Source organism: Chitinophaga pollutisoli (assembly GCF_038396755.1).
Classification (GTDB): Bacteria; Bacteroidota; Bacteroidia; order Chitinophagales; family Chitinophagaceae; genus Chitinophaga; species Chitinophaga pollutisoli.
Genome location: NZ_CP149822.1, coordinates 1,972,456 through 1,993,877, shown reverse-complemented (window position 1 = coordinate 1,993,877; position 21,422 = coordinate 1,972,456). Strand labels below are relative to the sequence as shown.

Below are 21,422 nucleotides of genomic sequence, written 5' to 3'. Positions count from 1 at the left end.
ATCCGATAACCCATGCGCATATCCCCCGCTTTAGTCTTCCTGGCCACCGCTATCTTCCTCACCGCCTGCCGGCAATCCCCCGCCGCCCAGGCGCTCCTCTTGCAGGACGTCACCCTCATCGACGGGCAAGGGCAAACGCCCCGCGAACATGTCGACATCCTCATCCGGGGCGACAGCATCGCACAGATCGGCCAAAACCTCGACAGCAACGGGGCGCAGGTGATGCGGCTGTCCGGGAAAACCGTTATGCCCGCGCTCATCAGCGCGTACGTGCACGTGGGAACGCTGCAGGGAACGGAGAACGACGGCCGATTCTACACACCGGAAAATGTAACCCGGCATCTCAATAAATATCAGGATTACGGTGTTTTGCAGGTGCTCGTCATGGGTACCGACCGCCCCATTCTTTTTGAAAGCGGGCTCGCCGATTCTTCCATGAAGGGCCTGGCGCCGGGGGCAAGACTGCATTCCGCCGGATATGGTTTCGGCGTCACCGGCGGCGCGCCACCCGCGGCTTACGGGATGGACCTCGTCATGCGACCGGCTACGAAGGAGGAAGCGGATCGCGATGTGGACAAGCTCGCCGGCCTTTCCGTCAAAACCATTAAAATGTGGGTCGACAATGCCGGCCCCGGGAAGCCAAAAATGGATACCGCGGTATACCATGCCCTGATTGCCGCCGCCCATCGCAACGGTATGAAAGCCGCCGCCCATCTGTACTTCATCGCAGACGCCAGGCAACTGGTGGCGGATGGGATCGACATCATCGCCCACAGCATCCGCGACCAGGAGATCGACGATTCCCTGGTGGCCGCTATCAAAAGGAAAAATATCATCTATATCCCCACGCTGGCGCTCGATAAATTCGCCTACGCCTACGGCGACACGCCGCCCTGGCTCGGCGATCCCTTCTTCAAAGCTTCGCTGGAACCTGGCGCTTACGAATTCATCACTTCTCAGACCTACAGGAATAATATCCGCAACAACGGCAATTACCCGGAAAAGTCCCGCGCTTTGGCGAATGCATTGAAAAACGTCTACAAACTGCACAAAGCCGGCGTGCTCATCGCATTGGGGACCGATTCCGGCGCCAGTCCGGCCCGGGCGCAGGGTTTTTCCGAACATCTGGAACTCGAACTTCTCGTGGAAGCGGGTTTCACCCCGCTCGAAGCCATCACCGCCGGTACCCTGAATGCCGCCAAAGCGTTGCGCGTGGCGGAGGATTTTGGAACGGTGGAACCGGAGAAGAAAGCGGATTTGCTTGTGCTGAATAATAATCCCGCGACGGATATTCGCGGTACGCAAAGCATTTACCGCGTTTTCAAAGCAGGGAAAGCTGTGAGCAACGGGCCTTTGGCACAATAATTCGGCACCATGGGTATGGAAAAACAAATTTTCAACAGATCCGTTTCGGTGGATGGCGTGGAGATTTTCTACCGCGAAGCGGGGAACCGCCGCCGCCCGTCGTTACTGCTCATGCACGGTTTTCCGTCATCTTCCCTCATGTTCAAAAACCTCATGACCGCGCTGGCCGACCGCTACCATCTTATCGCGCCCGATTACCCGGGTTTTGGGTTCAGTGGTTTCCCCGCTCAGCAGGATTTCCAATACACTTTTCAAAATATCGCCAGCCATATCAGCCGCTTTACCGACCGCATCGGGCTCAGCCATTTTGCGATTTACCTGCATGATTACGGTTGCCCCATCGGGTTGCGCGTGTGCCTGAATCAGCCGGGAAAAATATCCGCGCTGATTGTGCAGGACGGCAACGCATATGCCGAGGGGATTGGCCCGCAATGGGATGAAACGATCGATTACTGGAACCATCCCACGCCGGAAAAGAAGGAAAAGGTCGCCGGTTTTTTAAGTGAGGAAGGAACAAGGATGCAATACACCGCCGGTGTTCCCGAGGCGCTGCTGGAGCGCATCAGCCCCGAATTGTGGCGCTTCGACTGGCTGCGGATGCAACGGCCCGGCAATATCGATATGCAGTTTGCGCTGAATTGTGATTTCCAGGATAACATCGGGATGTTTCCCGTCTTCCAGCAATATTTCCGCACACACCAGCCGCCCGCGTTGATATTGTGGGGGAAGCATGATGTTTTTTTCGGGGCGGAAGAAGCGCGCTGTTACCCGCGCGACCTGCGGGATACGACGGTGCACATCCTCAACGGAGGTCATAAACTGCTCGAAACGAATTTCGATGAAGTGCTGAGTCTCGTCTCGGATTTCCTGGAGCGGAAAGTATCCACGTAAAAAAGCCTGGCAAATAATTGCACAGGCTTTTTTATGTCGTTGCTGGCGGGGTGTTATCTGCCGCAATCTGCCGTCCAGGTGCGGCCGTTGCGCGTAAACCCGATTACGAGTTTGTCTTTGTTGATGGTGATCAAACCGGTCCCGTCGCTGCCGGTGCTGATGAGCGTGTTGTCGTCTTTCTTGGAAAACTCCACACCCGTCAGGTCGGGGATGCCATCCGAAAACCGGAAGTTGTACCGGGCGTTCACTTTGGTGACAAACACGCTGCCGTTGTCTTGCGTGATATTCTTTTCTGCATCTCTGTAGGCTACACTTCCTCTAAAGGTGCCGGCAAATACGTCTACGTCAGCGGGGTCGGTGTCTTTACTGCATGAAGTCATCACGAAAGCGGAAAACAACAGCACAGCCAGACTCTTGAGCATTAATTTCATAAAGATCGGTTTTAGTTCAATAAAGATGTTCTTTCCTACTCATTTGCAATTCCTGTACCAAAGCGGCAACGTGTTGATGCTGAACCGGTAGGCGATTTTTCTCTACAGTTGATTGTGGTGCTGCCGCTTCTTGTGGCATAGCAACCACGGTGCGGTTGTTTCGCACTAAAAAGCGAAGCCTCCCGGACGGGGAGGCTTCGCGGTGCAAAATATAAGCATGCTTAATATACTTTCATCACAGCGATCACCGGGCGGTGGTCGGAGGCATACACTTTCAATGCTTCGTGCCAGCCACTCGGCGCAACATAACTGGATACGCTGAATTTATTGGTGGGCGCGGTCATGATGTAATCGATGGTGCGGTTAGGCTGGTTGGAAGGAAATGTGAGGGGGCATTGCTGCGGGCAGCCGAGGTTCAACACGGATCTGACAACGGCCATGGTCCGGGAATCGGGTGTGGCGTTAAGATCGCCGCCTGCGACCAATGGGAGATCGAGCGATTTGACGATCTTGTTGAACTCCGTTGCCTGGAGAATGCGGTTGTCTTCTTGCTGCAAATGATCGAAGTGGGTGGATGCGAAGTAGAATTCGCGGTCCTCCTTTTTACTTTGATCATCGCTACCGATCGCGTTTCACCGCCGATTTCCGGGTCAACCGGCAGGGAATACGATTTGGCGGAAACGATCGGTAACCTGGACAATACTGCGTCGCCGTACATACCGCCCTGGAGATCCATCGCCTTTGCGAAATGCCAATCCATGCCTGTCAATGCGGCCAGTTCCTTTGCCTGGTTAACGGTAGCGCCGGTCCGCCGGGTATTGACGTCTACTTCCTGGAGGGCGACGAGGTCGGGTTTAGCGTCGTTGATGATCTTGGCGAGCGCCTGCAAATCAGCAGGTGTGCCGGCGGAAGCGCGCGCGCCGTAGATGTTGTAAGTCATGACGGTGATCTGCGGCCCTTCTTTCCCGGGAGGAGGAGCCGGCGCATCTTTATCATCTTTTTTACCGCAAGCGAATGCAAACACAGCCAGCGGGATCAGGAGGAATTTTTGCATAACGGATCAGAATACATTAAGCTCGGCAAAATGGGTTAAATAGACATCGCCCTGGCTGGTATTGATCGTTACTTTAAAATACCGCGCTTCGGGCGGATAGGCGAGGTAGATCGTGTTCAGCTCGATATTGTTGAGGGTGAATTCCTCGCGATAGGGCCATTGCACCCCGTCCGCGCCAGCTTCCACCACGATTCCCTTCGGGGTGCCGGTAGGCCGCATGGTGCCATTGGCGACGCGCGCGGTAAACGTTAAACCGTGCAGTTTTTTCGTTTCCTTCATATCGATGATGATATGATGCGGCGGACCGGGTTTGGCGGCTTTCCACTGGGTGGTCCAGAAAGTGGCGGGATTGTTGTCGAGGACGAAAATGGCGCGGCCGTTGTTGGCGCCCTCCCCGGTAGTTTCCTCCGACGAAATACCTTTCACTTCCCAACCGGTGCGGTCGTACATAGGGAAAGGGTTTTCCTCGTACAGGGCTTTCACGAGGTAGTAGGTGGTACGCAGGCTCTCGTTAATTTTCTTGTCGGTTGAAACGGTAACGGGGAGCAGATATCCGCCTACGCCTTCCAGTTTGTCGAGGTGCACGGTGATGTTCATCGGAGGCGTTGCTACTTTACCTGCGGGGATAGTAGCTTCCTGGCTTTCGAGTTCGTAACTGCCAGCTGGCATAACCGGGTACCGGGTGAAAAACTCGTCGTTGAAGCCGCCTGTTTTGCCGGGGTCCACGGAAAAGCTGACGCGAATGTCGGCCCCGGGATTGTGGGGCCCGCCATAATTGGCGCCATATACCATCCTGGCGCTTTGCGCGCTGCGTTGAAAAGTATATTCCGCCGGGAGGCGAATGGCCTGCGGCATGTATACCACTGCGGATGAGTCGGAGATGTGATCGATAAGATCCGCGTCGGTGCGCCCGCAGCTAGTGAGCGCGGCGACTGCGAATAGTATGATGCTGATGTGTGATGCTTTCATAATCTTCATGCTTTTTCCGGTTTACCATCCGGGGTTTTGAACAAGGTTGGGATCGCGGTCGATTTCGGATTGCGGGATGGGCTGGAGGTAGTAACTCTTCCTGAATATCCTGCGCTCGAAAACGGTCCTTTGGTAGAATACGAGGTCGGTCAGTTTGGTGCCTGCGTCTACATTCATACCGTAAAATGCGCCGCCATCGGTCTGCTCTGCGATCTTCCACCGGCGGGTATCGAAGTAGCGGAGGTTTTCCAGGCAGAGCTCTACGCGGCGCTCATGCCGGATTTTGGCGCGCATTTCCAACTGTCCCAAACCTGCCGCCACATTGGGCAACCCTGCCCGGTCGCGGATTTCGTTGAGGTACAGGGCAATATCGGCATGACCCGGCGCATATTCGTTCAGCGCTTCGATATAATTCAGCAATACTTCTGCATAACGGAACATCACGAACGGCCGCGCCACGTATTGCGAAATCCTGGGATTGCTGTTGGGATGAAGGTTTTTACGCGCGATGTATCCCGTCCGCGGAAAATCCCAGGAGCCTTTCTTTCCCGTGTTTCCGGTAAAGAATGTTTCGATGAGCTTGGTGCCCTCCGATGTATTGATCCACGGACTGCCGTTGTAACTCACGTTGACGTAGAAACGGGGCTCGCGGTTCACGTACATCATATAAGTACCAGCAGGGGAGAACCGGGTGGCGGCGGTAGAAAATCCCGTTTCCTGATATCCGGAAGTCGGATCGTTGATCGGTAACCCGTTGGCCATCTCGAATTCGTCTACCAGCTGCTGCGTCACCGCCACGGCTGCATATCCGCTGCTGAGGCGCGGCGAAACCGAACGCTCCCAGCCTGAAAGCCCATGGTTGTTCTGGCGAAGATGACTTCACTGTTCCAGGGATCGAGGAAAACGTCGCGGGTGGAGAGGTAGGGGTCAAAGGAGCCGTCGGGTCCGTTTTTCCGGTACAACGAAAAATCGAATCCGTCGATCACCTCTTTGGCCGCATCGGCCGCGCGTTTCCACTTGTTGGGGTCATATTGGGTGCTAATGAGCTGCTTGCCGTCTTTGTTATTGAATCCTGAATAGTCGTTGTTGCCATTGAACTGTGCGCTGGCGGCATACAGCGTCACCTGGCTTTTGACGGCTTTGCAGAATGCCTGCGTAACACGGCCGTATTCGGTTTCAGATTGATCGGTGAAATGGGGAGGGAGGTGCTGAGCGGCAAGATCGAGCTGCGAAACGATGTAGTCCACACATTCGTCGTAGCTGTTGCGCGGCAGTTGCATTTCGGCTGCTCCGGGCTCGAGGTCCCCCGCGATCGGGGTGTCTCCCAGCAGGATGACCGGACCGTACTGGCGTACGAGGCACCAGTAATAGTAAGCCCTCAGCGCCCGCGCTTCAGCGGCATACTGCGCGATCAGATCGCCGCCGTTGGGCAGCGCCAGGATCTCATCGTTACCGCCGATATTTTGCATGAAGAATGTGGCGGAACGGATGCCCTGGTAATATTTCGACCAGTAATTGAAGTAATTGGACGCGGCGCTCCAGTTGCCAAGGTTGGCAGGGTAGGTGTCGTACCCGGCGCCCGGCCGGTCATAGGTAATGTCTGCGTCGTCGGACATGCCCTCCCAGGGAGAAGTATTGCGATACGCATCGTTGGGAAGCGTGTTATAGATATTGGCGAGATATTCTTCAGAATATTTCCGCCGTTTGAAGACTTGCTCAATGGTAATGCGGTCGTCGGGCACCTGGTTGAGGAAATCCTTATTGCAGGCGGGCGCGAGCATCACGGCGGCAATCAGGAAAAGTGGATATTTCAATTTTTTCATAGCGTTTCACGTTGATTTTGATCAAAAATTGACGGCGATGCCGGCAGTGTACGACCGGGTGCTGGAATAAGCCGCGCCGCGGCCGTTGCCTATTTCCACATCCCACAAGTCGAATTTGGAGAAGGTCAGCAGGTTAACACCCTGAACAAAGAGGCTGGAAGATTTGATGCGCAGGCGCTTCATCCAGTTCTGAGGCAGGTTGTAGCTGAGCTGAAGGGTCTTGAGCCGGAGATAGTTGCTGTTTTTTACCCACCAGGTGCTGGCGGTGTAGTTTTCATTCAGCGATCCGGGCATGAGGCGTGGATAAAAGGCGTTTGGATTAGGGTTTTCTTCCGTCCACCTGTCGTGGATGTTGCTGAAGAGGTTCCCCCGCGCCAGGCCCTGCTGGAAGGGCATGGTGCCTTCGCCATTGAGCAGCACGTCCACGTTTGCCGCGCCCTGGAAAAGGGCGGACAGTGCAAAGGACCGGTAGCCGGCCGTGAAACCGAAACCGTACATGATCTCGGGTACGTCGCCGTAACCGATGGGCACCTGGTCGTAGGAGTCGATGACGCCGTCGCCGTTGATGTCTTTATATTTAATGTCGCCCGCGCGCACGTCGCCGGGCTGGCGGGGCGAGTTTTCCACTTCCTTGTCGCTTTCGAACAAACCCAACGCCACATATCCGAAACGCTGGTTCACTTTCTGACCTTTCCTTTCCAGCCAGGGATACTTCCAGGCAGGGTCGTCGTTTTCCACCACTTCGTTGCGGTTGTAACTGAAGTTGCCCATGAGCTGGAGCGACAGGTCGCCAAAGCGTTCATTGTAGGTCAGCGATACGTCGATGCCTTTGTTATCGATGATCCCTACGTTGCCATAAGGTGCGTTGATCATACCAACATAGCCCGGCAATGACCGGCGGCGAAGGAAAATACCACTGCGGTATTCGCGGAACAGATCTACCTGCACCTGCAACGCTTCATGCAGTACGCGCATATCGAAGCCGAGGTTCGTTTTGCGGGAGGTTTCCCAGGTCACGTCCACGGCGTATTCACCGATATCTTTACCGGTAAAGGTGTTGGTGGGGTTTTTACCGAAGCTGTAGGCGGATTTGTTTGCGACTGTCGCCAGGTACGCAAAGCGCCGCCCGTCGATCTGGCTGTTGCCGACGATGCCGTGCGAAAACCTGATTTTGAAGAACTCCACGATGTTTTTCAACGGGCGGTAAAATTTCTCTTCGGATACTACCCAGCCCAGGCCGGCGGAGGGGAAGAGGCCGTAGCGCTGGTCGGGGAAGAAGTTTTCGGAGCCGTTGTAACCGAAGTTGGCTTCCAGGAAGTAGCGGTTGTTATAACCGTAGGTCGCCCGGCCGGCGAGGCCCTGGAAGCGGTAGGGCATAGACGATTCGAGGTTGCCTGCGAAGGTGTTGATCTTGTCGTTTTTATTGAAAAGCAGCATCCCGGAAACGTCGTGCTTGCCGTAACTCTGGTTGTAATTGAGCGCCAGTTCTGTATATAATGTGCGCTCGCCGATGTTGGACTTGTCGTAGCTGAGGAACTCGGTACCAATAGCCGTTTGGTCATACAGCAGCTTACCATCGCCGTCGCGGCCGGTGGCCAAATAGGTGTCGGGCGATTTGGTGTAGCGGTTGCTGGTATAGTTATAGGCGTCGAACGAGAACATGCCGGTCACGGAAAGCCCTTTCAACAAGAATGGCAGTTCCTGAGTAAGGCGCAGGTTCGAGAAGATCTGGCTGCGCCATTGATTGGCATAACCCGTTTGCGTAAGGCTGGCCCAGGGATTACTGAGGCCACCGCTCCGCACGTCGGCCACCTTGCCGTCGGCGTAGCGCGTGGGGATCAGTACGGGCGTCATGAAGTATGCGTCTTCAAATATGCCGCCAACGCCGGTGTTGGGCAGATTCACGTTGGTGAGGTACCCGCTGATGCCGAGCTTCACGGTGGTGGTGGCGGAAGGTTGCAACGTGAGGTTGGATGTTACGTTGTATCTTTTCTGGTAGATAGATGAATTGTATTTCGCGAGCTCGTCGATATTGTAGAGCCCTTTTTCGTCATAGAATCCCAACCCTACATAATATACCGCCTTCTCGCTGCCGCCGCTGATATTGGCGTTGGCATTGCGCATCCGGCCGTTTTTGTTGAACAATTCCTTAAACCAGTCCACATTCGGGTACAGCTCAGGATCGCTGCCGTCGCGGGTTTTCTGGATGGCCTCGTCGGAATATTGTGGTGTGTTGCCGCGCGTGCGCAGTGCTTCATTGGACATTTCCATATACGTGGGCCCATCGGCGAAAGAAGGAAGCGTCGTGAAATCCGTAGCGCCTTCGGTATACCGGAGGTTGTAGCTGGGCTTGCCCGATTTACCCGACTTGGTGGTGATGAGGATCACCCCGTTGGCGCCTCTTACGCCGTATACCGCTGTTGCCGCGGCGTCTTTCAGCACCGAAAAGCTTTCAATGTCTTCCGGGTCAACATTGGCGATGGCGCGGGGCACACCGTCTACCAGCGTCAACGGCTGGCTGAGGCCGGCTGTAAATGTGGAAATGCCTCGGATGTAAATGTTCGCGTCATTGAATCCCAGCTCGCCGCTCCGTTGCACGCTCACCATCCCGGCAATGCGGCCGCCGAGGGAATTGGTGAGATTGGAAACCGGCTGCTTGAGGTCCTGCGGCGAAATAGTGGTTTGCGCGCCTACCAGGCTCACTTTCTTCTGCTGGCCGAAACCGACGATCACTACTTCTTCCAGGGCGGAGGATGCTTCCTGCATCACCACGTCCAGCTTATTGCGGCCCGCCACGGGGAATTCCTGCTTGCGGAAGCTGATCATGGAGAATACCAGCACGTCGCTGTCATCTACCGAAAGAATGTAGCGGCCGTTAATGTCTGTTCCGGTCCCGCGCTTGGTGTCTTTCACCGCGATGGTAACGCCTACCATAGGCTGCCCGGTGGTGTCGCGCACAATACCGGTGATCTCGCGCCTGCCGGCGCCCGGTTGTTGGGCAGACTGCCCGCTCAGTGTTACGGAAATGTCTTTGCCACGGGTAAGGAACTTCAGCTGCGTGCGGGTTTCAATTTCGGTTAACAGCGCAGGCACGCGGATCTGCTTGAAATCAAGGGAGATCTTTCCTGCACTGGCTTTCAGGGAGCCGTCGTACAAAAACCGGAAATCGGTCTGTTTTTCAATAATGCGGAAAACTTCCGTGACATCGGCGTTGGTTACGCTGATGTCTACGGTCTGCCCGGACCGGCCGTCGTTCTGAGCCGCCGCCGTAGCTGCGGGCAGGCACAAAACGAGCGCCAGGAGCCGGCGGAGCAGCTTCATGTGTACTTTTTGATACATCTTTGATTTGTTTTGAACGTGTAGAGCTTAGTTAATTCTTATAGATACGAACCGTGTTGTCTTTGATGGTATATTGAAGGTGGAATATGAAACAGATTGCATCCAGACAGGATTCCAGTGATTTGACTTCCTGGCTGCCGGAAAGCTGGTATTCCCCGATGCCGGGCGTTTCCAGGATGATCTTCACCCCATACCAGCGTTCGATGTCGGCGCATACGTCGCGGAGCGTCCGGTCGAGACTGATGATGCCACGCTGCCAGCTGCTCATACCCGAGGGGTCTTTGTGGATCCTGGTAAATTGTTGCGCGCCGGCGTCGTATACGGCCTGCTGCCCGCGTTCCAGGATTACGCTTCCGCCGTTCCCGTCTTTCACCCGTACTTTACCCGAGACCACGGCAATAAATGGCCGCTCCCGCGGGTAAGCCCGCAAGTCAAAGGAGGTGCCCAGCACTTCAGTTCGCAGTCCACCGCTTTCCACTACAAACGGCCGCGCGGCGTCCTGCTGCACATCAAAGAAGGCCTGCCCCTCAAGGAAAACCGTCCTTTCCCCTTCCTCAGCGCCCTCATTAAACCGGATAGCGCTGTGGGCATTCAGGGTTACGAGCGTACCGTCCGATAAGGTGATTTTTTTGATTTCACCCTGACCGGTATGTACTTTCAGCGCATCACCGTGCGGCCAGAAAACAGTGCGCAGTGTCATAATGGCTAAAAATACGGCGGCCGCCACGCCGTAAGGAAGCAAACGGTGCGCCCATGGGCGAACCGGCCTGGCATGCTGCATAATACTGGCTTTCAGCCGTGCGGGCAACGGGCTTTCGGGCGCACGCTCCCAATCGTGGAAAGGCAATAATTCTTCCGGCGGCGCTTCCGTGAGCGCCAGGAATCGGCGAAGCTCATCCGGACTGGCGGAACCATCACGTACTTTTTCATAAAGTGCCTGCAAAGACACGGAGAGGTCGTTACTCATGGGAATACTGTATCCTTTCCATTATATACACGGATTAGGATTCGACTACTTAGTGGATAGGAAAAAAAGTGGGATTATTCAAGGATGGATAAGAAAACAATCACCACAAACCCGTCTTTCAGCTCGGTGCGCAGGAATTTCAAACTGCTGTGGATATGGGCTTCCACCGTGCGGACGGATATCCCCAGCCGCTCGGCGATTTCGCGATGGGAGAGTCCTTCTTCCCGGCTCATCTTAAATACGATGCGCTGTTTATGCCCCAACTGTTCCAGCGCCTGCCGGTACTGGCGGAGCAACTCGTTATAGGTGAAGTTATGGAGGATGCCGTCGGTTTCCGGGAGATCGGCTTCCTGCGGCGATGCGGCTGCCAGTTTGCGGACAGCGCTGTTCCGCATAAAATTCAAGATGTGATTGCGTGCGATGGTAAACAGCAACGCTTCAGGATTTACGTCGGCGTCCAGCCGGTTACGGTATTGCCAGAATTTCAGGAAAATGTCGAGCGTCAGCTCCTCAGCGTCTTCGTTGCTACCCGTCTTCTTTTTACAATAACCCAGCAACCTGGGCCCGAGTGCGGTCAGCAGTTCCCGGAGCACCGACTCGTCGCCCCGTTGCAGCCGTCGGATCCAGTCGGGCCATTGTTGGTTCTCACTACGATCCATGTCAAAGCAAAATTATTCAGCCATTATAATCGCTCGGTTATATTCTTAACGGTGGAATTGCCAGTCTTTCAATCCGGAAAATGTGTATTGATCTGAAATAACCGGGTCAATATTAGTAAATATTCATCAGAAATATTGCCGCTGGATTCGCATGCCTGAGCCAACAAGACCGCGCAAAGCGGATAAAATTGTATCGGAAAAACAGCATTAAGCTGGAATCGGACTGTACAGGATACGCCATACAATGATGCCCCCTTGTTTGAGAATTGCGCTATCGCACTGTATAATGGTTCGCTGCTGCGCCCGGCTTTGGTGCGGGAGTTGTATACGCCCGCTGAAGCGCCCGGGGGATTCGAAATAGGCCGGGCGGCATATCTTATACTCCTTTGCAATTTCGATACGGGCGATATGGAGAAGATAGGGGATGTGGTGCCGGAGGCGCTTTTCCGCTGATTACAATGGCAGCCGGAAGCCGAATACGGGCAGTTCGCCCTGGAGAAAATCGAGATCCTCCGACCGGAGGAACCCCATTCGCTGGTACATGCCCCAGGCCGTGCGCATCGAGCGGGTGGAATGGATGATGACCTGGTTCCGGCGCGCCTGGCGTGCCCGGGCAATACAGGTTTCCGCCAGCAGCCTTCCGATGCCTTGTTTCCGGAAGTTCGGGTGAACGGCCAGCAGCCTGAACCCGGCGGCTTCTTTCTCTTGTGTAGCCGTGCCACCCGAGCCATAAAACTGGATGTCGTTGAAATACACGACGGCCCCGGCGAGGCGTTCGCCGCTGAGCGCAACGATCAGCTCCGCCCCGGGGCGCGAAGCGAGCTCGCCCACATTGGCCAGCATGGCGTAGTACGCGGGTTGTTCGGAGATGCCGGGAAAGCCTTCCAGTGCGGAATATACCTGGATCATGAGTTGCCCGATGGCGGAAACTTCGGTGGTACGGGCATTGCGGACGGTGATTTTTTCGTTTTGCATATTTCGTTCGTCAGATTAACAATACAGGAATGCGGGCCGAAAGTTCCGTCAGGGAATCCGGATTTCGGCCCCATCTGGCCTGAACCGGCAGTTTTCCGGTGCGGGATGCGGGAATGGGGGTTGGGTAAAAGGCATTCCCGCGAAATTCATTATCGACAAAGAAGGGAATGTCCGTTATGCCTTTACCGGCTTCAGCGGCAACACAGATGAAACTTTAACCGAAATAGACCTGTTCCTCGAAAGCCTTTTATAAGATCCACTGTTTGAATTTGCTGCTAGAAGCAAAGCCTTGCCGCAGATGCGGCAAGGCCTTTTGTTTTAGGTATGGGATCATAGGACAGGTAGTCATTGGGTAGTAACGCACGCTACGTCTTTCAGCGCCTCTATCTGTGATTCTGATTCGTGTAAAAGTTGGCCAAACCGGGCGTCCGGGATGATGCCCGCCTCATGGAGCTGCCGGTAATAGGCGATCCCTTTCCCCAGGTTCTCCCGGAAAACTTCCAGCTGCTTCATCATCTTGTCGCCGGTGCATTGCTGCAGTTGCTCCGCCAGGTAAGCGATGTACAACCGCAGTTCGTTGATGAACATATGCGGACGCTCGGTTCCGGACAAGAGGTCTCCGCGCCCGTAAATATGGTCGCACATCTCCTGCAACGAGGCTTCCCGGTTAAAGAAAGCAATGTTGGGCCCGGGGCATATCGTAATGGCGGATTGGTTTTTAACGAGGGTCGTATTGTACAAAGCCGCCGCGGAGTTGCTCAGCCCTGTGCAAAGGCATTCCTTGTCCAGGACCAGCTTCAGCTGCGCCTGGTACTCGTTTTCCGGAAGCTGCGCTTTTTGCAGCTGGTCGATTTTCAGGCGCTGATATTGGATGGAAGCGGTGCAAATAGGCCGTTCGGTGAATTCGGTGTTGAAAGACAGGTGCTTCTCCGTGCAGGGGCTGCCCGGCTTGCCTTCCTCGAAGCGGCGCAGGCGCTCCGCTTCGCCGCTGAGGCCTTTGAGGTAATGGAAACGCACGCCCATGGGGGAGGAGTGGCTGAGGGCCACATCGTCTGACTTGGCCCTGGCCAGGTGGCCGAGGGTGTCCGCGTCTACCGTGGTGGCTTCAGGAACGAGCAGGAATGGCGTTCCCCAACCTGTCGTTGATAACTGGTAATACTCCCGCAGCATCTGGTGCTCGTCGTGACTGCCGATACCGCCTTGTGCGGTGACGAGCATGGGCGGAGGCTCGCCGGGAACATGGGCGCCCCGTTTGCCGAGCGCATCGGCATACAGCTGGAACAGCGCGGCCGTAAGTTCGGCTTTGCCAGTGCGGAAATCTTCGAGGATGGGCCCCATCAAAATACCGTCTGTCGCGAAAGCATGCCCGCCGCAGTTCAGCCCCGATTCGATGCGGAACTCGCTCACCCAGATGCCCTTCTTGGCCAGGAATTTCCCCTGGATGAGGGCCGACCGGTAATCGCTCACTTTCACGATCACTTTCTTTTGCATGACGCCATTGGCGTCCGCATCAAATTGCCGGCATTTTTCCAGGTAACTGTAGAGCCGGGGATTCATGCCCGCGGAAAAAACGATGGAGGAACCGACGAGGTCGCTGTTGGCATAGCCTCTCAGCGCCGCCACTGCGTCTGACCCGTCTTCGATCGGTTGCCCGTCGGCGCCGTAATTATTCTTGTCGGTTTTGGTCATGATGTTGACGTCGATCGCCCCCGGTGTGATGAGGCTCCGCAACTTCGCTTCGAGCGCCGCGCGCGCTTCTGTGCGGGTGGCGGCGTTGAACTGGTTATACAGCAGTTTGACGTTGCTGTTGTCGGGCAGCATCTCGAAGTATTTCACGATTTCGGAACCCTTCTCGAACGCCGCTGTCCGCAGCTTTTCGACCTGCTCCTGCACGATGCGGTTCACGAGGTTGAGGTAATCGGTGATGCGCCGGGCGCGGTAATCTTCTTCCTTGGAGGAAATCGGTTCGTAAGGCTCGTTGCGCTCGGTGTAGTAATGCTTTCGCATCATCTCGATCAGGCGGTCTTCAATGATGGAAATGACGGAACTAATGCCGAAGCGGGCCACTTTAACCGGACTGTCGATCGTGTAAGCCAGCCCCATGACAGGGATGTGAAATTCGTGCACCATATTTTCGGATTGAGTAGGTAGGGCAGCGCGCTGGAAAGTTGGCGTATGCTGCTGAAAATTGATTGCCTCGGTTGGCGATGTAAAGGTATTTAAAATAAGGATAAAAATATCCTTATTTAGTATCTTTGCGAAAATTAAAAATTAGATGATACGAGTGACTAAAATTTTCCGGTTCGAGACGGCGCACGCATTACATGGCTATCACGGTGCCTGCCGGCATGTGCACGGGCATTCGTACCAGCTGCATGTGACCGTCAGGGCGGAGGAACCCGACAGCTATTTCCCCGCGCCGGGTATGCTGATAGATTTCAAGGAGCTGAAGCGGATGGTGAACGAAGCCGTGGTGAGCCGGCTCGACCATACCCTGGTGGTTTCTTCCGCTTACCTGCAAGCCAATCCCGACCTGCCTTCGGAAGAAAACGTACTGGTGATGACCGCAGAGCCCTCGGCCGAAAATCTCCTCCTCTTCATTCGCGACGCCCTCCGCCATCAACTCCCCGCAGGCATCACCCTCGCCGCCCTGAAACTCTTTGAAACGGCGGATTCGTATGCGGAATGGGTTTTATGATTAATTTGCAGCCAAATCGAACGCCATTATGCTGTCCAAATCTGCGGAATATGCGCTCCGTGCCACTATCTACATTGCGTTGAAAGGCTCGGAAGACAATAAGCTCGGAATAGACGAAATCGCCACGGCGATCGATTCGCCGCAATCCTTCACCGCCAAGATCCTCCAGCTGCTCACCAAAAACAACAATGTTGTCAGCTCCGTGCGCGGCCCCAACGGAGGCTTCTACCTCACCGAAGCCGCCCGGAAGCTCCCCGTCCGCGCCGTGCTCGAAGCGGTCGGGGAAAACGGCGTCCTCACCAAATGCGTGCTCGGATTGAAAGAATGCTCCGAAACCCGGCCCTGCCCCATGCACGAACAATACCGCACCATCAAAGCCCAGCTCCGGCAAATGTTCGAGAAAACCACGATCCACGACCTCGCCGAAGAAACGCGGAAAGGAAAAATCGTCATCAACAACCGGCTCGTTAAAAAGAAGTGAACCATCAACTTACAGGTCTTTCTTCTTAAAAATCCGCAACGCCAGCAACAACGGCGCCACGATCCAGATCAGCATGCAGCCCACCGCGAAGATGCTGCCGGAGGAAGAGCCCAGGAACTCCTTGAACAAAGCCCCCGAATATCCCATCAGCACCGCCACATCCAGTTGCAACAGCATCAGTATCCGCGCCAGGTCCACCGGGTTCAACCCGATCATCGCCACCACGGCCTTATCGATCGGGTATTCGCTGAAGGCGAAAATGAAGGCCATCATCAAACCGTCAAACAGTAAAGTAAAGAACAGCGACACAATGATCGCCGCGCCGATCCCGCGGGTCTTGTCGCGCGAAAGCACGAAAATCAACAACCCGATCGATGTGAAAACAAACGTCAGCATCACCCCGCACAAAATCAGGACGAATGACGCGCCCACCGGCAGCAGGATCATCAGCGGAACGCCCACGCCCGCCACAAAAGCAGCGGATAGCGACAGCGCCATCCCCGCGTATTCGGATAATAGAATCCCCGTCCGCTTCACCGGCTGCGACAACAGCAGCTCGATGAATTCCAGCGAGTTGAAGAAGTAAATGGCGGAAAACAACGTCGTGATCACCGGCACAAACAGCAAGGTGATGTTCAGCAGGCTCAGCAGCCCCTTGGCGCTGTTGCCGTCGAGCCCCAGCAGGGTAAACGACAGCACCGCCAGCACAAGCGTGTACACGAGTATCGACCTGTTCTTCAGCAGGTCAAGAAATACATATTTGCTTACGGTCAGCATTTTTCAGAATGTTTGCGATGATTTTATTGAGTTTCGTTTCGCCGGTGCGCTCCTGCAACTGCCCGATGCTCTCGTGGAACATCAGCTGGCCGTCCTGCAGGTAAATGATGTGGCTCGTCAGCCCGTCGAGGTCGCTGAGCACATGCGAGGTGATCAGCACCAGCTTGCCTCGCGCGCATTCGGTCGCGATCTTGTCTTTCAGCACCTCGTTGGCCACCGGGTCAAGGCCGGCGGTGGGCTCGTCGAGGATGTAAATGTCAGGAGAGAAGAGGAAGGCAATGCAGGCGCTCACTTTCTGGCGCGTACCGCCTGATAGTGTCCGCATCTTCTTGTGTTTGATCTTGTCCAGCCCGAAACTCACATACAACTCCTCGTCGTACTCCGTTTGTTCCTTGCGGATGTCTTTGATCATATGGATCACCTGCTCGATGGTCATATTGTCGGGGTAGCGGCCGATCTGCGGCATATACCCGATGTTGGCGCGGTAGGAGGGATGGTTGCGGATGAGCTGCCCGTTGATGGTGATGCTGCCCTTCTCCGGGATAACCAGTCCCAGTATGGATTTGATGAGCGTCGTCTTACCGGATCCGTTGGGGCCGAGGAGCGAAACGGCCTGTCCTTTTTCAAGGATGAGGTCGATCCCGTCGAGCGCCCGGAACTTGCCGAAGGATTTGGTCAGTTTATCTATCCGGATCATAATTTCCATTTTTTCGTTTGAGGTGAATCGTCCCGGAGCTGGTCGGGGATGATGGACGGCATGATTTTCTCCGCCTGGTCGATGATGTTGGTGAGGAAACTCCTGTAGAGAATCATGGTGGAAGGGATTCTTTCAGAAAGAATCGAATAGACGCTCACGGGATGGTAGGGCACGTCGCCGGTGCCATCGCGGTTGAGGTCGTATCCTTCGTATTTGTCCCAATAGTTATTTCGCCAGGTGTTGAGCATGAGCGTGCCGTTGGTGGCGACGTCAAAGGAATTCTCGGTGAAATTGTTGGTTTCGATGGTATTCCCCTCGCAGCTGGCCTGCACACGCATGGCCCAGCCGTTGGCGTTGAAGGTATTCCGGAGCACATGGATCCGGTTACTGCCTTCCATGAATATGCCGATGGTGTTGTGTGCGAATTGGTTATGTTCGATCCGGCTGTCGGAAATATCTTTCAGCAGGATGCCGTAGGAAGCGTCTCCCCAGTGCTCGCCGAAGGTATTGCCGACCATGACCACATGCTTGGAATACATCACCGCTACACCGGCGCCGTTGTGCCGGAAGGTGTTGCGGCTGTAGCCGTCGTTATGGGAGAACATGAAGTGCAGCCCGTAGCGGACGTTGTTGGTGGAGATGTTCCCGATGATGGCGGACCCGGTGACGAACTCGAAATAGATGCCGTCGCGGTGCCCGGAGATCTTGTTGTTCCGGATGAGCAGGGAGTCCGACTTCCAGGCGTGGACGCCGTTGCCGGCCTGTAGCTCGTCGGTGGCCGAAGAGCGGATCTCGTTGTTTTCGATCACGCAGAACTTACTGCCCTGGAGGTAGATGCCGTAAGTGGTGTTCAATACCCTGCAATTACTGACCGTCACGCGCGAAACGTTCTGGAGGCGGATGCCGGCCATGTCGACCATGCTGCTGCGCCCGGTGTTTTGTACGGTAATGCCCTGGATACGGACGTTGTCGGCGGATACGATGAGGATCTGGTATTTGTTTTCCCCGTCGAACACCGGGTAGCTTTCACCGATGAGGGTAACGGGTGTGCGCACGACGATTTCGTGCTGTTTGTAATGGCCGGGCGCCACGAGGATCGTATCGCCGGGTTGCGCCCTGTCGAGTGCGTGCTGGAGGAGGCTGTCGGGCCCGGTGCGGATCACCGCCGCCGAAAGCCCCACGGGTACGAGGAGGAGAAAAAATAATATGGTACGGATGCAGGTCATGGCAGGGATTCCCAGGTGAGCAAATTGAGCCCGAGACTGTCTTGCAGCGCTTTGGCGGCAGCCGCGTCCGCGAAGGCGGGGAGGTTGCCTGCCATGGGGCTCTTGAACGATTCGTGATGGAGGTACACGGCTTTGGTGGCATCCAGCGGTTCGGCGGAATGGCCGGCATAGTCGTTCACGAACAGCAGGCTGCCGGTGGTGAGCTCGGCCGTATAGGCTTTCAGGCAGGTGATATCGTCGAACTTGAACACGCGGCCTTTCTCATTCACGATCTCCGCGGCGAAACGCTTGTCCATGATTGTCATTTTGCAATGTGCGCAGGCGTCTTTCCCATAGTTGATCGGTTCATACTTCCTGCCGCAGGCGCTGGCCAAAAAGATAAGCAGGGTCAGCGCCGGTAGATACATCTTCATAAACCCATTTTTTTCGCGCGCCGCCATTCGTAGACAGATGCGCCGGTGAGCAATAAGGCAGCCGCCACAAAGAACCATCCGCCGATATCGGGCTGCGACAACGCTTCAAAGTTCAGCATCTTTTTGTAACCGATCAGCGGCGGCTGATACGCCATGCCCGGCACTTTGATCGGCGCCGTGGGGTCCAGGTTATGGCCGTAGTCGTATTCCCATTTCCAGAAATCGTACATCGAAACCAGGGCGATCAGCAGCAACAGGCCGGTCCAGATGTAGAAACCGATCCGCCGGTTCAGGAAGAACACCACCAAACCCAGCGCACAGAAGATTCCCAGCGCGATGGGCATGTAGACGAATTCCTTGAAATCATTTTTATGGATGGTTTTCATACCGATATAGTGGTTCAGGCCGTTGATGATTTCCACATCGCCCTTGACGTCGTTGATCCAGATATTCATGGATATCCCTTCGGGATACTGCGGCGCGGCGAGGTCGATCCTCCACATGGGCGTGAACCAGAGCGCGATGATACAGGCGATGGCTACGAAGATGCTCACTTTCGCGAATGCGCTTAGTTTTCTGTTCATAACTGGTAGTAAAGAAGGCAGTACGCCCCGTAGGACGCACTGCCTTTGGTGTTATAAATTATTTAGCGGTGGTGTCGGCGCCGGCTCCGGGAGCGGTATCACCGATGCCCCATTTCAGCGGCACGTTGCTGCCTTTCGCAGAAACTCTCATGTAACCCTGCATCTCCTGGTGCAGCGCCGAGCAGAAGTCGGTGCAGTAGAAGGGATAGATGCCGGTCTGCTTGGGCGTGAATTTCAGGGTGGCGGTTTCGCCCGGCATGACCAGCAGTTCCGCGGTGGGAGCGTGCTTGATGGCGAAGCCGTGGGGAATGTCCCAGTCCTGTTCCAGGTTGGTGATGTGGAAGTACACATCATCGCCCACCTGGATGCCTTCGATGTTGTCGGGTGTAAGGTGAGAACGGATCGCGGTCATGTAAACGTGGACCTCGTTGCCTTTACGCTCTACTTTCGTCGCTTTCTCTCCTGCCGCCACATAAGGGTGCTTGTTCTTGGCGATGTCGAAGAACTTGACGCTCTGGTCCTTGATCTTCTCTGCCGGGATAGCTTGCGCGTAGTGCGGCTCGCCGATGGTGGGGAAGTCGAGCAGCAGCTGCATCTTATCGCCTTCGATGGAGTACAGTTGCGCGCTCTGCGCCAGCTCGGGACCGGTGGGCAGGAAGCGGTCTTTGGTGATCTTGTTGTAAGCTACCACATATTTGCCGTATGGCTTTTTGGTGTCGCCGCCGGGAACCATGAGGTGACCGATGGAGTAGTAGGTAGGCACACGGTCGAGCACTTTCAGATCTTTAATGCTCCATTTCACGATCTCGGAAGACACGAAGAAAGAAGTGTAGGCGTTGCCTTTTCCATCAAACTCGGTGTGCAGGGGGCCGAGGCCGGGTTTCTGCACTTCGCCGTGGAGCGCTGCTTCGTACTTGATAACGGGCAGGCCGTTGTATTCGCCTTCAAACGCTTTGTCTTCGATGGCTTTCACGAATTTCTGGTACGCGAACACGGGGATCAGCGCCGCCAGTTTGCCGGAACCAACGATGTACTCACCGGAAGGGTCCACGTCGCAGCCGTGCGGCGACTTGGGGCAGGGGATCAGGTACACGAAATCCTTCAGTTCGGTGGGATCCAGCGTCAGCACTTCCTTGATGATCTCGGATGTGGCGGAGTGGGTTTCTTCGTTGAAGGTGTTGTGATAGTACTCGGTCGCCATTTTCTTGGCTTTGCCGGCTTTCACGTATTCTTCCGCTTTTTTCCAGTTTACAGCCACGATAAAGTCCTTATCCTTCTGGGAAGCGTTCACTTCCTTGAGGGTGCTGGCCTGTTCGGTGTTGTAGGTGGAGAAGAAGAACCATCCGTGGGAAGGCCCTTTACCGGCGCGGCTCAGGTCGAGGTCCATACCGGGGAGGATGATCTGGAAGGCCACGTTCATATGGCCGGAGTTTTTGTCGATGTTGATGAAAGAGGCGGTGCTTTTGAAGTTCTTTTTGTAAGAAGCGTTGTCGAGCGCCGATTCCTGGTTGCCGATGGGAACGGAGAAGCGGGTGCCTGCGATCACGTACTCGGTGTTTTCGGTGAGGAAGGGGGAAGAGTGGTTACCGCCGGAGTTGGGCAACTCGATGATTTCCATTGTCTTGAAAGCCTTCAGGTCGATCCTGGCCACACGGGGCGAGTTGTTGGCGTTGGCGAAGAGCCAGCGGCCGTCGTGCTCGCCGTTGGTTTGCGAAAGGGCAAGGTGGTGCTGGTCGTCCCAGGGGATGAAGCCCTGGGAAGTGTTCAGCATGGGCTTGGTTTCTTCGCTGTAACCGTAACCGTTTTCCGGGTTTACGGAGAACACGGGCAGCACTTTCAGCAGGCGGCCGGAAGGGATGCCGTATACCGCCACCTGGCCGCTGAAACCGCCGGAAACGAAGTTGTACAGTTCATCGTATTTGCCGGGAGCAACATAGGTACGGGACGCGGCGTCTCCGCCCACGGCGGATTCGGTGCTCTTCATCTTGCAACCCTGCACGGCCAGCGCAGCAGCGGCAGCCGTCAGTAGTAAGTGAGAAAGTTTCATAAAAAATATATTACGGGAATGAATAT

Annotated in this window: 21 protein-coding genes and 1 pseudogene; 5 read left to right on the top strand and 17 right to left on the bottom strand. The window is 55.3% G+C overall.

The window, feature by feature from the left end; genetic code table 11:
• The first annotated feature begins 12 nt into the window (after nt 1–12).
• Together WJU16_RS08155 and WJU16_RS08150 are read left to right on the top strand one after the other, a co-directional pair.
• On the top strand, nt 13–1,365 hold the full coding sequence (locus WJU16_RS08155; RefSeq protein ID WP_341837827.1) for an amidohydrolase family protein: 1,353 nt from the start codon (nt 13–15) through the stop codon (nt 1,363–1,365).
• Nucleotides 1,366–1,380: 15 nt separating this feature from the next.
• The gene (locus tag WJU16_RS08150) at nt 1,381–2,256 is read left to right on the top strand and encodes an alpha/beta hydrolase (RefSeq protein ID WP_341837826.1); all 876 of its coding nucleotides are present in this window, start codon (nt 1,381–1,383) and stop codon (nt 2,254–2,256) included.
• Between the two features lie 53 nt (nt 2,257–2,309).
• Here the strand turns inward: WJU16_RS08150 and WJU16_RS08145 are convergent, their stop codons facing one another.
• The 9 genes and pseudogenes from WJU16_RS08145 to WJU16_RS08105 form a co-directional block, all read right to left on the bottom strand.
• Nucleotides 2,310–2,687 (bottom strand): hypothetical protein, encoded by a 378-nt coding sequence (locus tag WJU16_RS08145; RefSeq protein ID WP_341837825.1) that lies wholly within the window; start codon nt 2,685–2,687, stop codon nt 2,310–2,312.
• Between the two features lie 221 nt (nt 2,688–2,908).
• Nucleotides 2,909–3,244 (bottom strand): endonuclease/exonuclease/phosphatase family protein, encoded by a 336-nt coding sequence (locus WJU16_RS08140; protein ID WP_341837824.1) that lies wholly within the window; start codon nt 3,242–3,244, stop codon nt 2,909–2,911.
• Between the two features lie 101 nt (nt 3,245–3,345).
• Nucleotides 3,346–3,627: pseudogene (locus tag WJU16_RS08135) on the bottom strand (endonuclease/exonuclease/phosphatase family protein); the annotation flags it as partial.
• A gap of 120 nt (nt 3,628–3,747) precedes the next feature.
• Entirely contained in the window at nt 3,748–4,710 is a 963-nt protein-coding gene (locus WJU16_RS08130) for a BT_3987 domain-containing protein (protein WP_341837823.1), read from the bottom strand.
• Between the two features lie 21 nt (nt 4,711–4,731).
• Complete coding sequence (locus WJU16_RS08125) at nt 4,732–5,508, bottom strand: RagB/SusD family nutrient uptake outer membrane protein (protein ID WP_341837822.1); 777 nt, start codon at nt 5,506–5,508, stop codon at nt 4,732–4,734.
• Complete coding sequence (locus tag WJU16_RS08120; RefSeq protein WP_341837821.1) at nt 5,499–6,533, bottom strand: RagB/SusD family nutrient uptake outer membrane protein; 1,035 nt, start codon at nt 6,531–6,533, stop codon at nt 5,499–5,501. The genes WJU16_RS08125 and WJU16_RS08120 overlap by 10 nt, the downstream gene beginning before the upstream one ends.
• 21 nt (nt 6,534–6,554) lie before the next feature.
• The gene (locus WJU16_RS08115; protein WP_341837820.1) at nt 6,555–9,872 is read right to left on the bottom strand and encodes a TonB-dependent receptor; all 3,318 of its coding nucleotides are present in this window, start codon (nt 9,870–9,872) and stop codon (nt 6,555–6,557) included.
• Between the two features lie 31 nt (nt 9,873–9,903).
• Nucleotides 9,904–10,839, bottom strand: a complete 936-nt coding sequence (locus WJU16_RS08110; protein WP_341837819.1) for a FecR domain-containing protein — start codon at nt 10,837–10,839, stop codon at nt 9,904–9,906.
• A gap of 74 nt (nt 10,840–10,913) precedes the next feature.
• Nucleotides 10,914–11,498: an RNA polymerase sigma-70 factor gene (locus WJU16_RS08105; protein ID WP_341837818.1), complete on the bottom strand. Its 585-nt coding sequence runs from the start codon at nt 11,496–11,498 to the stop codon at nt 10,914–10,916.
• 255 nt (nt 11,499–11,753) lie between these two features.
• On the opposite strand from WJU16_RS08105, the gene WJU16_RS08100 reads away from it, so the two are divergent.
• Complete coding sequence (locus tag WJU16_RS08100) at nt 11,754–11,951, top strand: hypothetical protein (protein WP_341837817.1); 198 nt, start codon at nt 11,754–11,756, stop codon at nt 11,949–11,951.
• Here WJU16_RS08100 and WJU16_RS08095 read toward each other — a convergent pair whose 3' ends face one another.
• Entirely contained in the window at nt 11,952–12,473 is a 522-nt protein-coding gene (locus WJU16_RS08095; RefSeq protein ID WP_341837816.1) for a GNAT family N-acetyltransferase, read from the bottom strand. It abuts the gene before it with no gap.
• Between the two features lie 345 nt (nt 12,474–12,818).
• Nucleotides 12,819–14,603, bottom strand: coding sequence for a hypothetical protein (locus WJU16_RS08090; protein WP_341837815.1), 1,785 nt, complete (start codon nt 14,601–14,603; stop codon nt 12,819–12,821).
• Nucleotides 14,604–14,757: 154 nt separating this feature from the next.
• Between WJU16_RS08090 and WJU16_RS08085 the strand changes: the two genes are divergently transcribed.
• Together WJU16_RS08085 and WJU16_RS08080 are read left to right on the top strand one after the other, a co-directional pair.
• Nucleotides 14,758–15,171 (top strand): 6-carboxytetrahydropterin synthase, encoded by a 414-nt coding sequence (locus tag WJU16_RS08085; protein ID WP_341837814.1) that lies wholly within the window; start codon nt 14,758–14,760, stop codon nt 15,169–15,171.
• 28 nt (nt 15,172–15,199) lie between these two features.
• A complete protein-coding gene (locus WJU16_RS08080; RefSeq protein ID WP_341837813.1) occupies nt 15,200–15,652 on the top strand; it encodes an Rrf2 family transcriptional regulator in 453 nt (150 codons plus the stop codon).
• A 9-nt stretch (nt 15,653–15,661) separates the two neighbouring features.
• Here WJU16_RS08080 and WJU16_RS08075 read toward each other — a convergent pair whose 3' ends face one another.
• The 6 genes from WJU16_RS08075 to nosZ are packed head-to-tail and all read right to left on the bottom strand — an operon-like array spanning nt 15,662 to nt 21,396.
• The gene (locus WJU16_RS08075) at nt 15,662–16,429 is read right to left on the bottom strand and encodes an ABC transporter permease subunit (RefSeq protein ID WP_298707777.1); all 768 of its coding nucleotides are present in this window, start codon (nt 16,427–16,429) and stop codon (nt 15,662–15,664) included.
• A complete protein-coding gene (locus tag WJU16_RS08070; RefSeq protein ID WP_341837812.1) occupies nt 16,398–17,126 on the bottom strand; it encodes an ABC transporter ATP-binding protein in 729 nt (242 codons plus the stop codon). Before WJU16_RS08070 ends, WJU16_RS08075 begins: the two co-directional genes overlap by 32 nt.
• Nucleotides 17,123–18,352, bottom strand: a complete 1,230-nt coding sequence (locus tag WJU16_RS08065) for a nitrous oxide reductase family maturation protein NosD (protein ID WP_341837811.1) — start codon at nt 18,350–18,352, stop codon at nt 17,123–17,125. Before WJU16_RS08065 ends, WJU16_RS08070 begins: the two co-directional genes overlap by 4 nt.
• Nucleotides 18,349–18,765: a nitrous oxide reductase accessory protein NosL gene (locus WJU16_RS08060; protein WP_341837810.1), complete on the bottom strand. Its 417-nt coding sequence runs from the start codon at nt 18,763–18,765 to the stop codon at nt 18,349–18,351. The genes WJU16_RS08065 and WJU16_RS08060 overlap by 4 nt, the downstream gene beginning before the upstream one ends.
• Nucleotides 18,762–19,349: a hypothetical protein gene (locus WJU16_RS08055; protein ID WP_341837809.1), complete on the bottom strand. Its 588-nt coding sequence runs from the start codon at nt 19,347–19,349 to the stop codon at nt 18,762–18,764. Before WJU16_RS08055 ends, WJU16_RS08060 begins: the two co-directional genes overlap by 4 nt.
• A 58-nt stretch (nt 19,350–19,407) precedes the next feature.
• Nucleotides 19,408–21,396 carry a Sec-dependent nitrous-oxide reductase gene (gene nosZ, locus WJU16_RS08050; protein WP_341837808.1) on the bottom strand — a complete coding sequence of 663 codons (1,989 nt, stop codon included), beginning with the start codon at nt 21,394–21,396 and terminating at the stop codon, nt 19,408–19,410.
• Nucleotides 21,397–21,422 lie beyond the last annotated feature (26 nt).

Coding starts and splice junctions, on each gene's coding strand:
- nosZ (WP_341837808.1), bottom strand. CDS start 21,396: ATGAAACTTTCTCACTTACTACTGACGGCTGCCGCTGCTGCGCTGGCC.
- WJU16_RS08105 (WP_341837818.1), bottom strand. CDS start 11,498: ATGGATCGTAGTGAGAACCAACAATGGCCCGACTGGATCCGACGGCTG.
- WJU16_RS08115 (WP_341837820.1), bottom strand. CDS start 9,872: ATGTATCAAAAAGTACACATGAAGCTGCTCCGCCGGCTCCTGGCGCTC.
- WJU16_RS08070 (WP_341837812.1), bottom strand. CDS start 17,126: ATGATCCGGATAGATAAACTGACCAAATCCTTCGGCAAGTTCCGGGCG.
- WJU16_RS08110 (WP_341837819.1), bottom strand. CDS start 10,839: ATGAGTAACGACCTCTCCGTGTCTTTGCAGGCACTTTATGAAAAAGTA.
- WJU16_RS08145 (WP_341837825.1), bottom strand. CDS start 2,687: ATGAAATTAATGCTCAAGAGTCTGGCTGTGCTGTTGTTTTCCGCTTTC.
- WJU16_RS08080 (WP_341837813.1), top strand. CDS start 15,200: ATGCTGTCCAAATCTGCGGAATATGCGCTCCGTGCCACTATCTACATT.
- WJU16_RS08155 (WP_341837827.1), top strand. CDS start 13: ATGCGCATATCCCCCGCTTTAGTCTTCCTGGCCACCGCTATCTTCCTC.
- WJU16_RS08065 (WP_341837811.1), bottom strand. CDS start 18,352: ATGACCTGCATCCGTACCATATTATTTTTTCTCCTCCTCGTACCCGTG.
- WJU16_RS08055 (WP_341837809.1), bottom strand. CDS start 19,349: ATGAACAGAAAACTAAGCGCATTCGCGAAAGTGAGCATCTTCGTAGCC.
- WJU16_RS08130 (WP_341837823.1), bottom strand. CDS start 4,710: ATGAAAGCATCACACATCAGCATCATACTATTCGCAGTCGCCGCGCTC.
- WJU16_RS08060 (WP_341837810.1), bottom strand. CDS start 18,765: ATGAAGATGTATCTACCGGCGCTGACCCTGCTTATCTTTTTGGCCAGC.
- WJU16_RS08150 (WP_341837826.1), top strand. CDS start 1,381: ATGGAAAAACAAATTTTCAACAGATCCGTTTCGGTGGATGGCGTGGAG.
- WJU16_RS08120 (WP_341837821.1), bottom strand. CDS start 6,533: ATGAAAAAATTGAAATATCCACTTTTCCTGATTGCCGCCGTGATGCTC.
- WJU16_RS08075 (WP_298707777.1), bottom strand. CDS start 16,429: ATGCTGACCGTAAGCAAATATGTATTTCTTGACCTGCTGAAGAACAGG.
- WJU16_RS08095 (WP_341837816.1), bottom strand. CDS start 12,473: ATGCAAAACGAAAAAATCACCGTCCGCAATGCCCGTACCACCGAAGTT.
- WJU16_RS08090 (WP_341837815.1), bottom strand. CDS start 14,603: ATGGTGCACGAATTTCACATCCCTGTCATGGGGCTGGCTTACACGATC.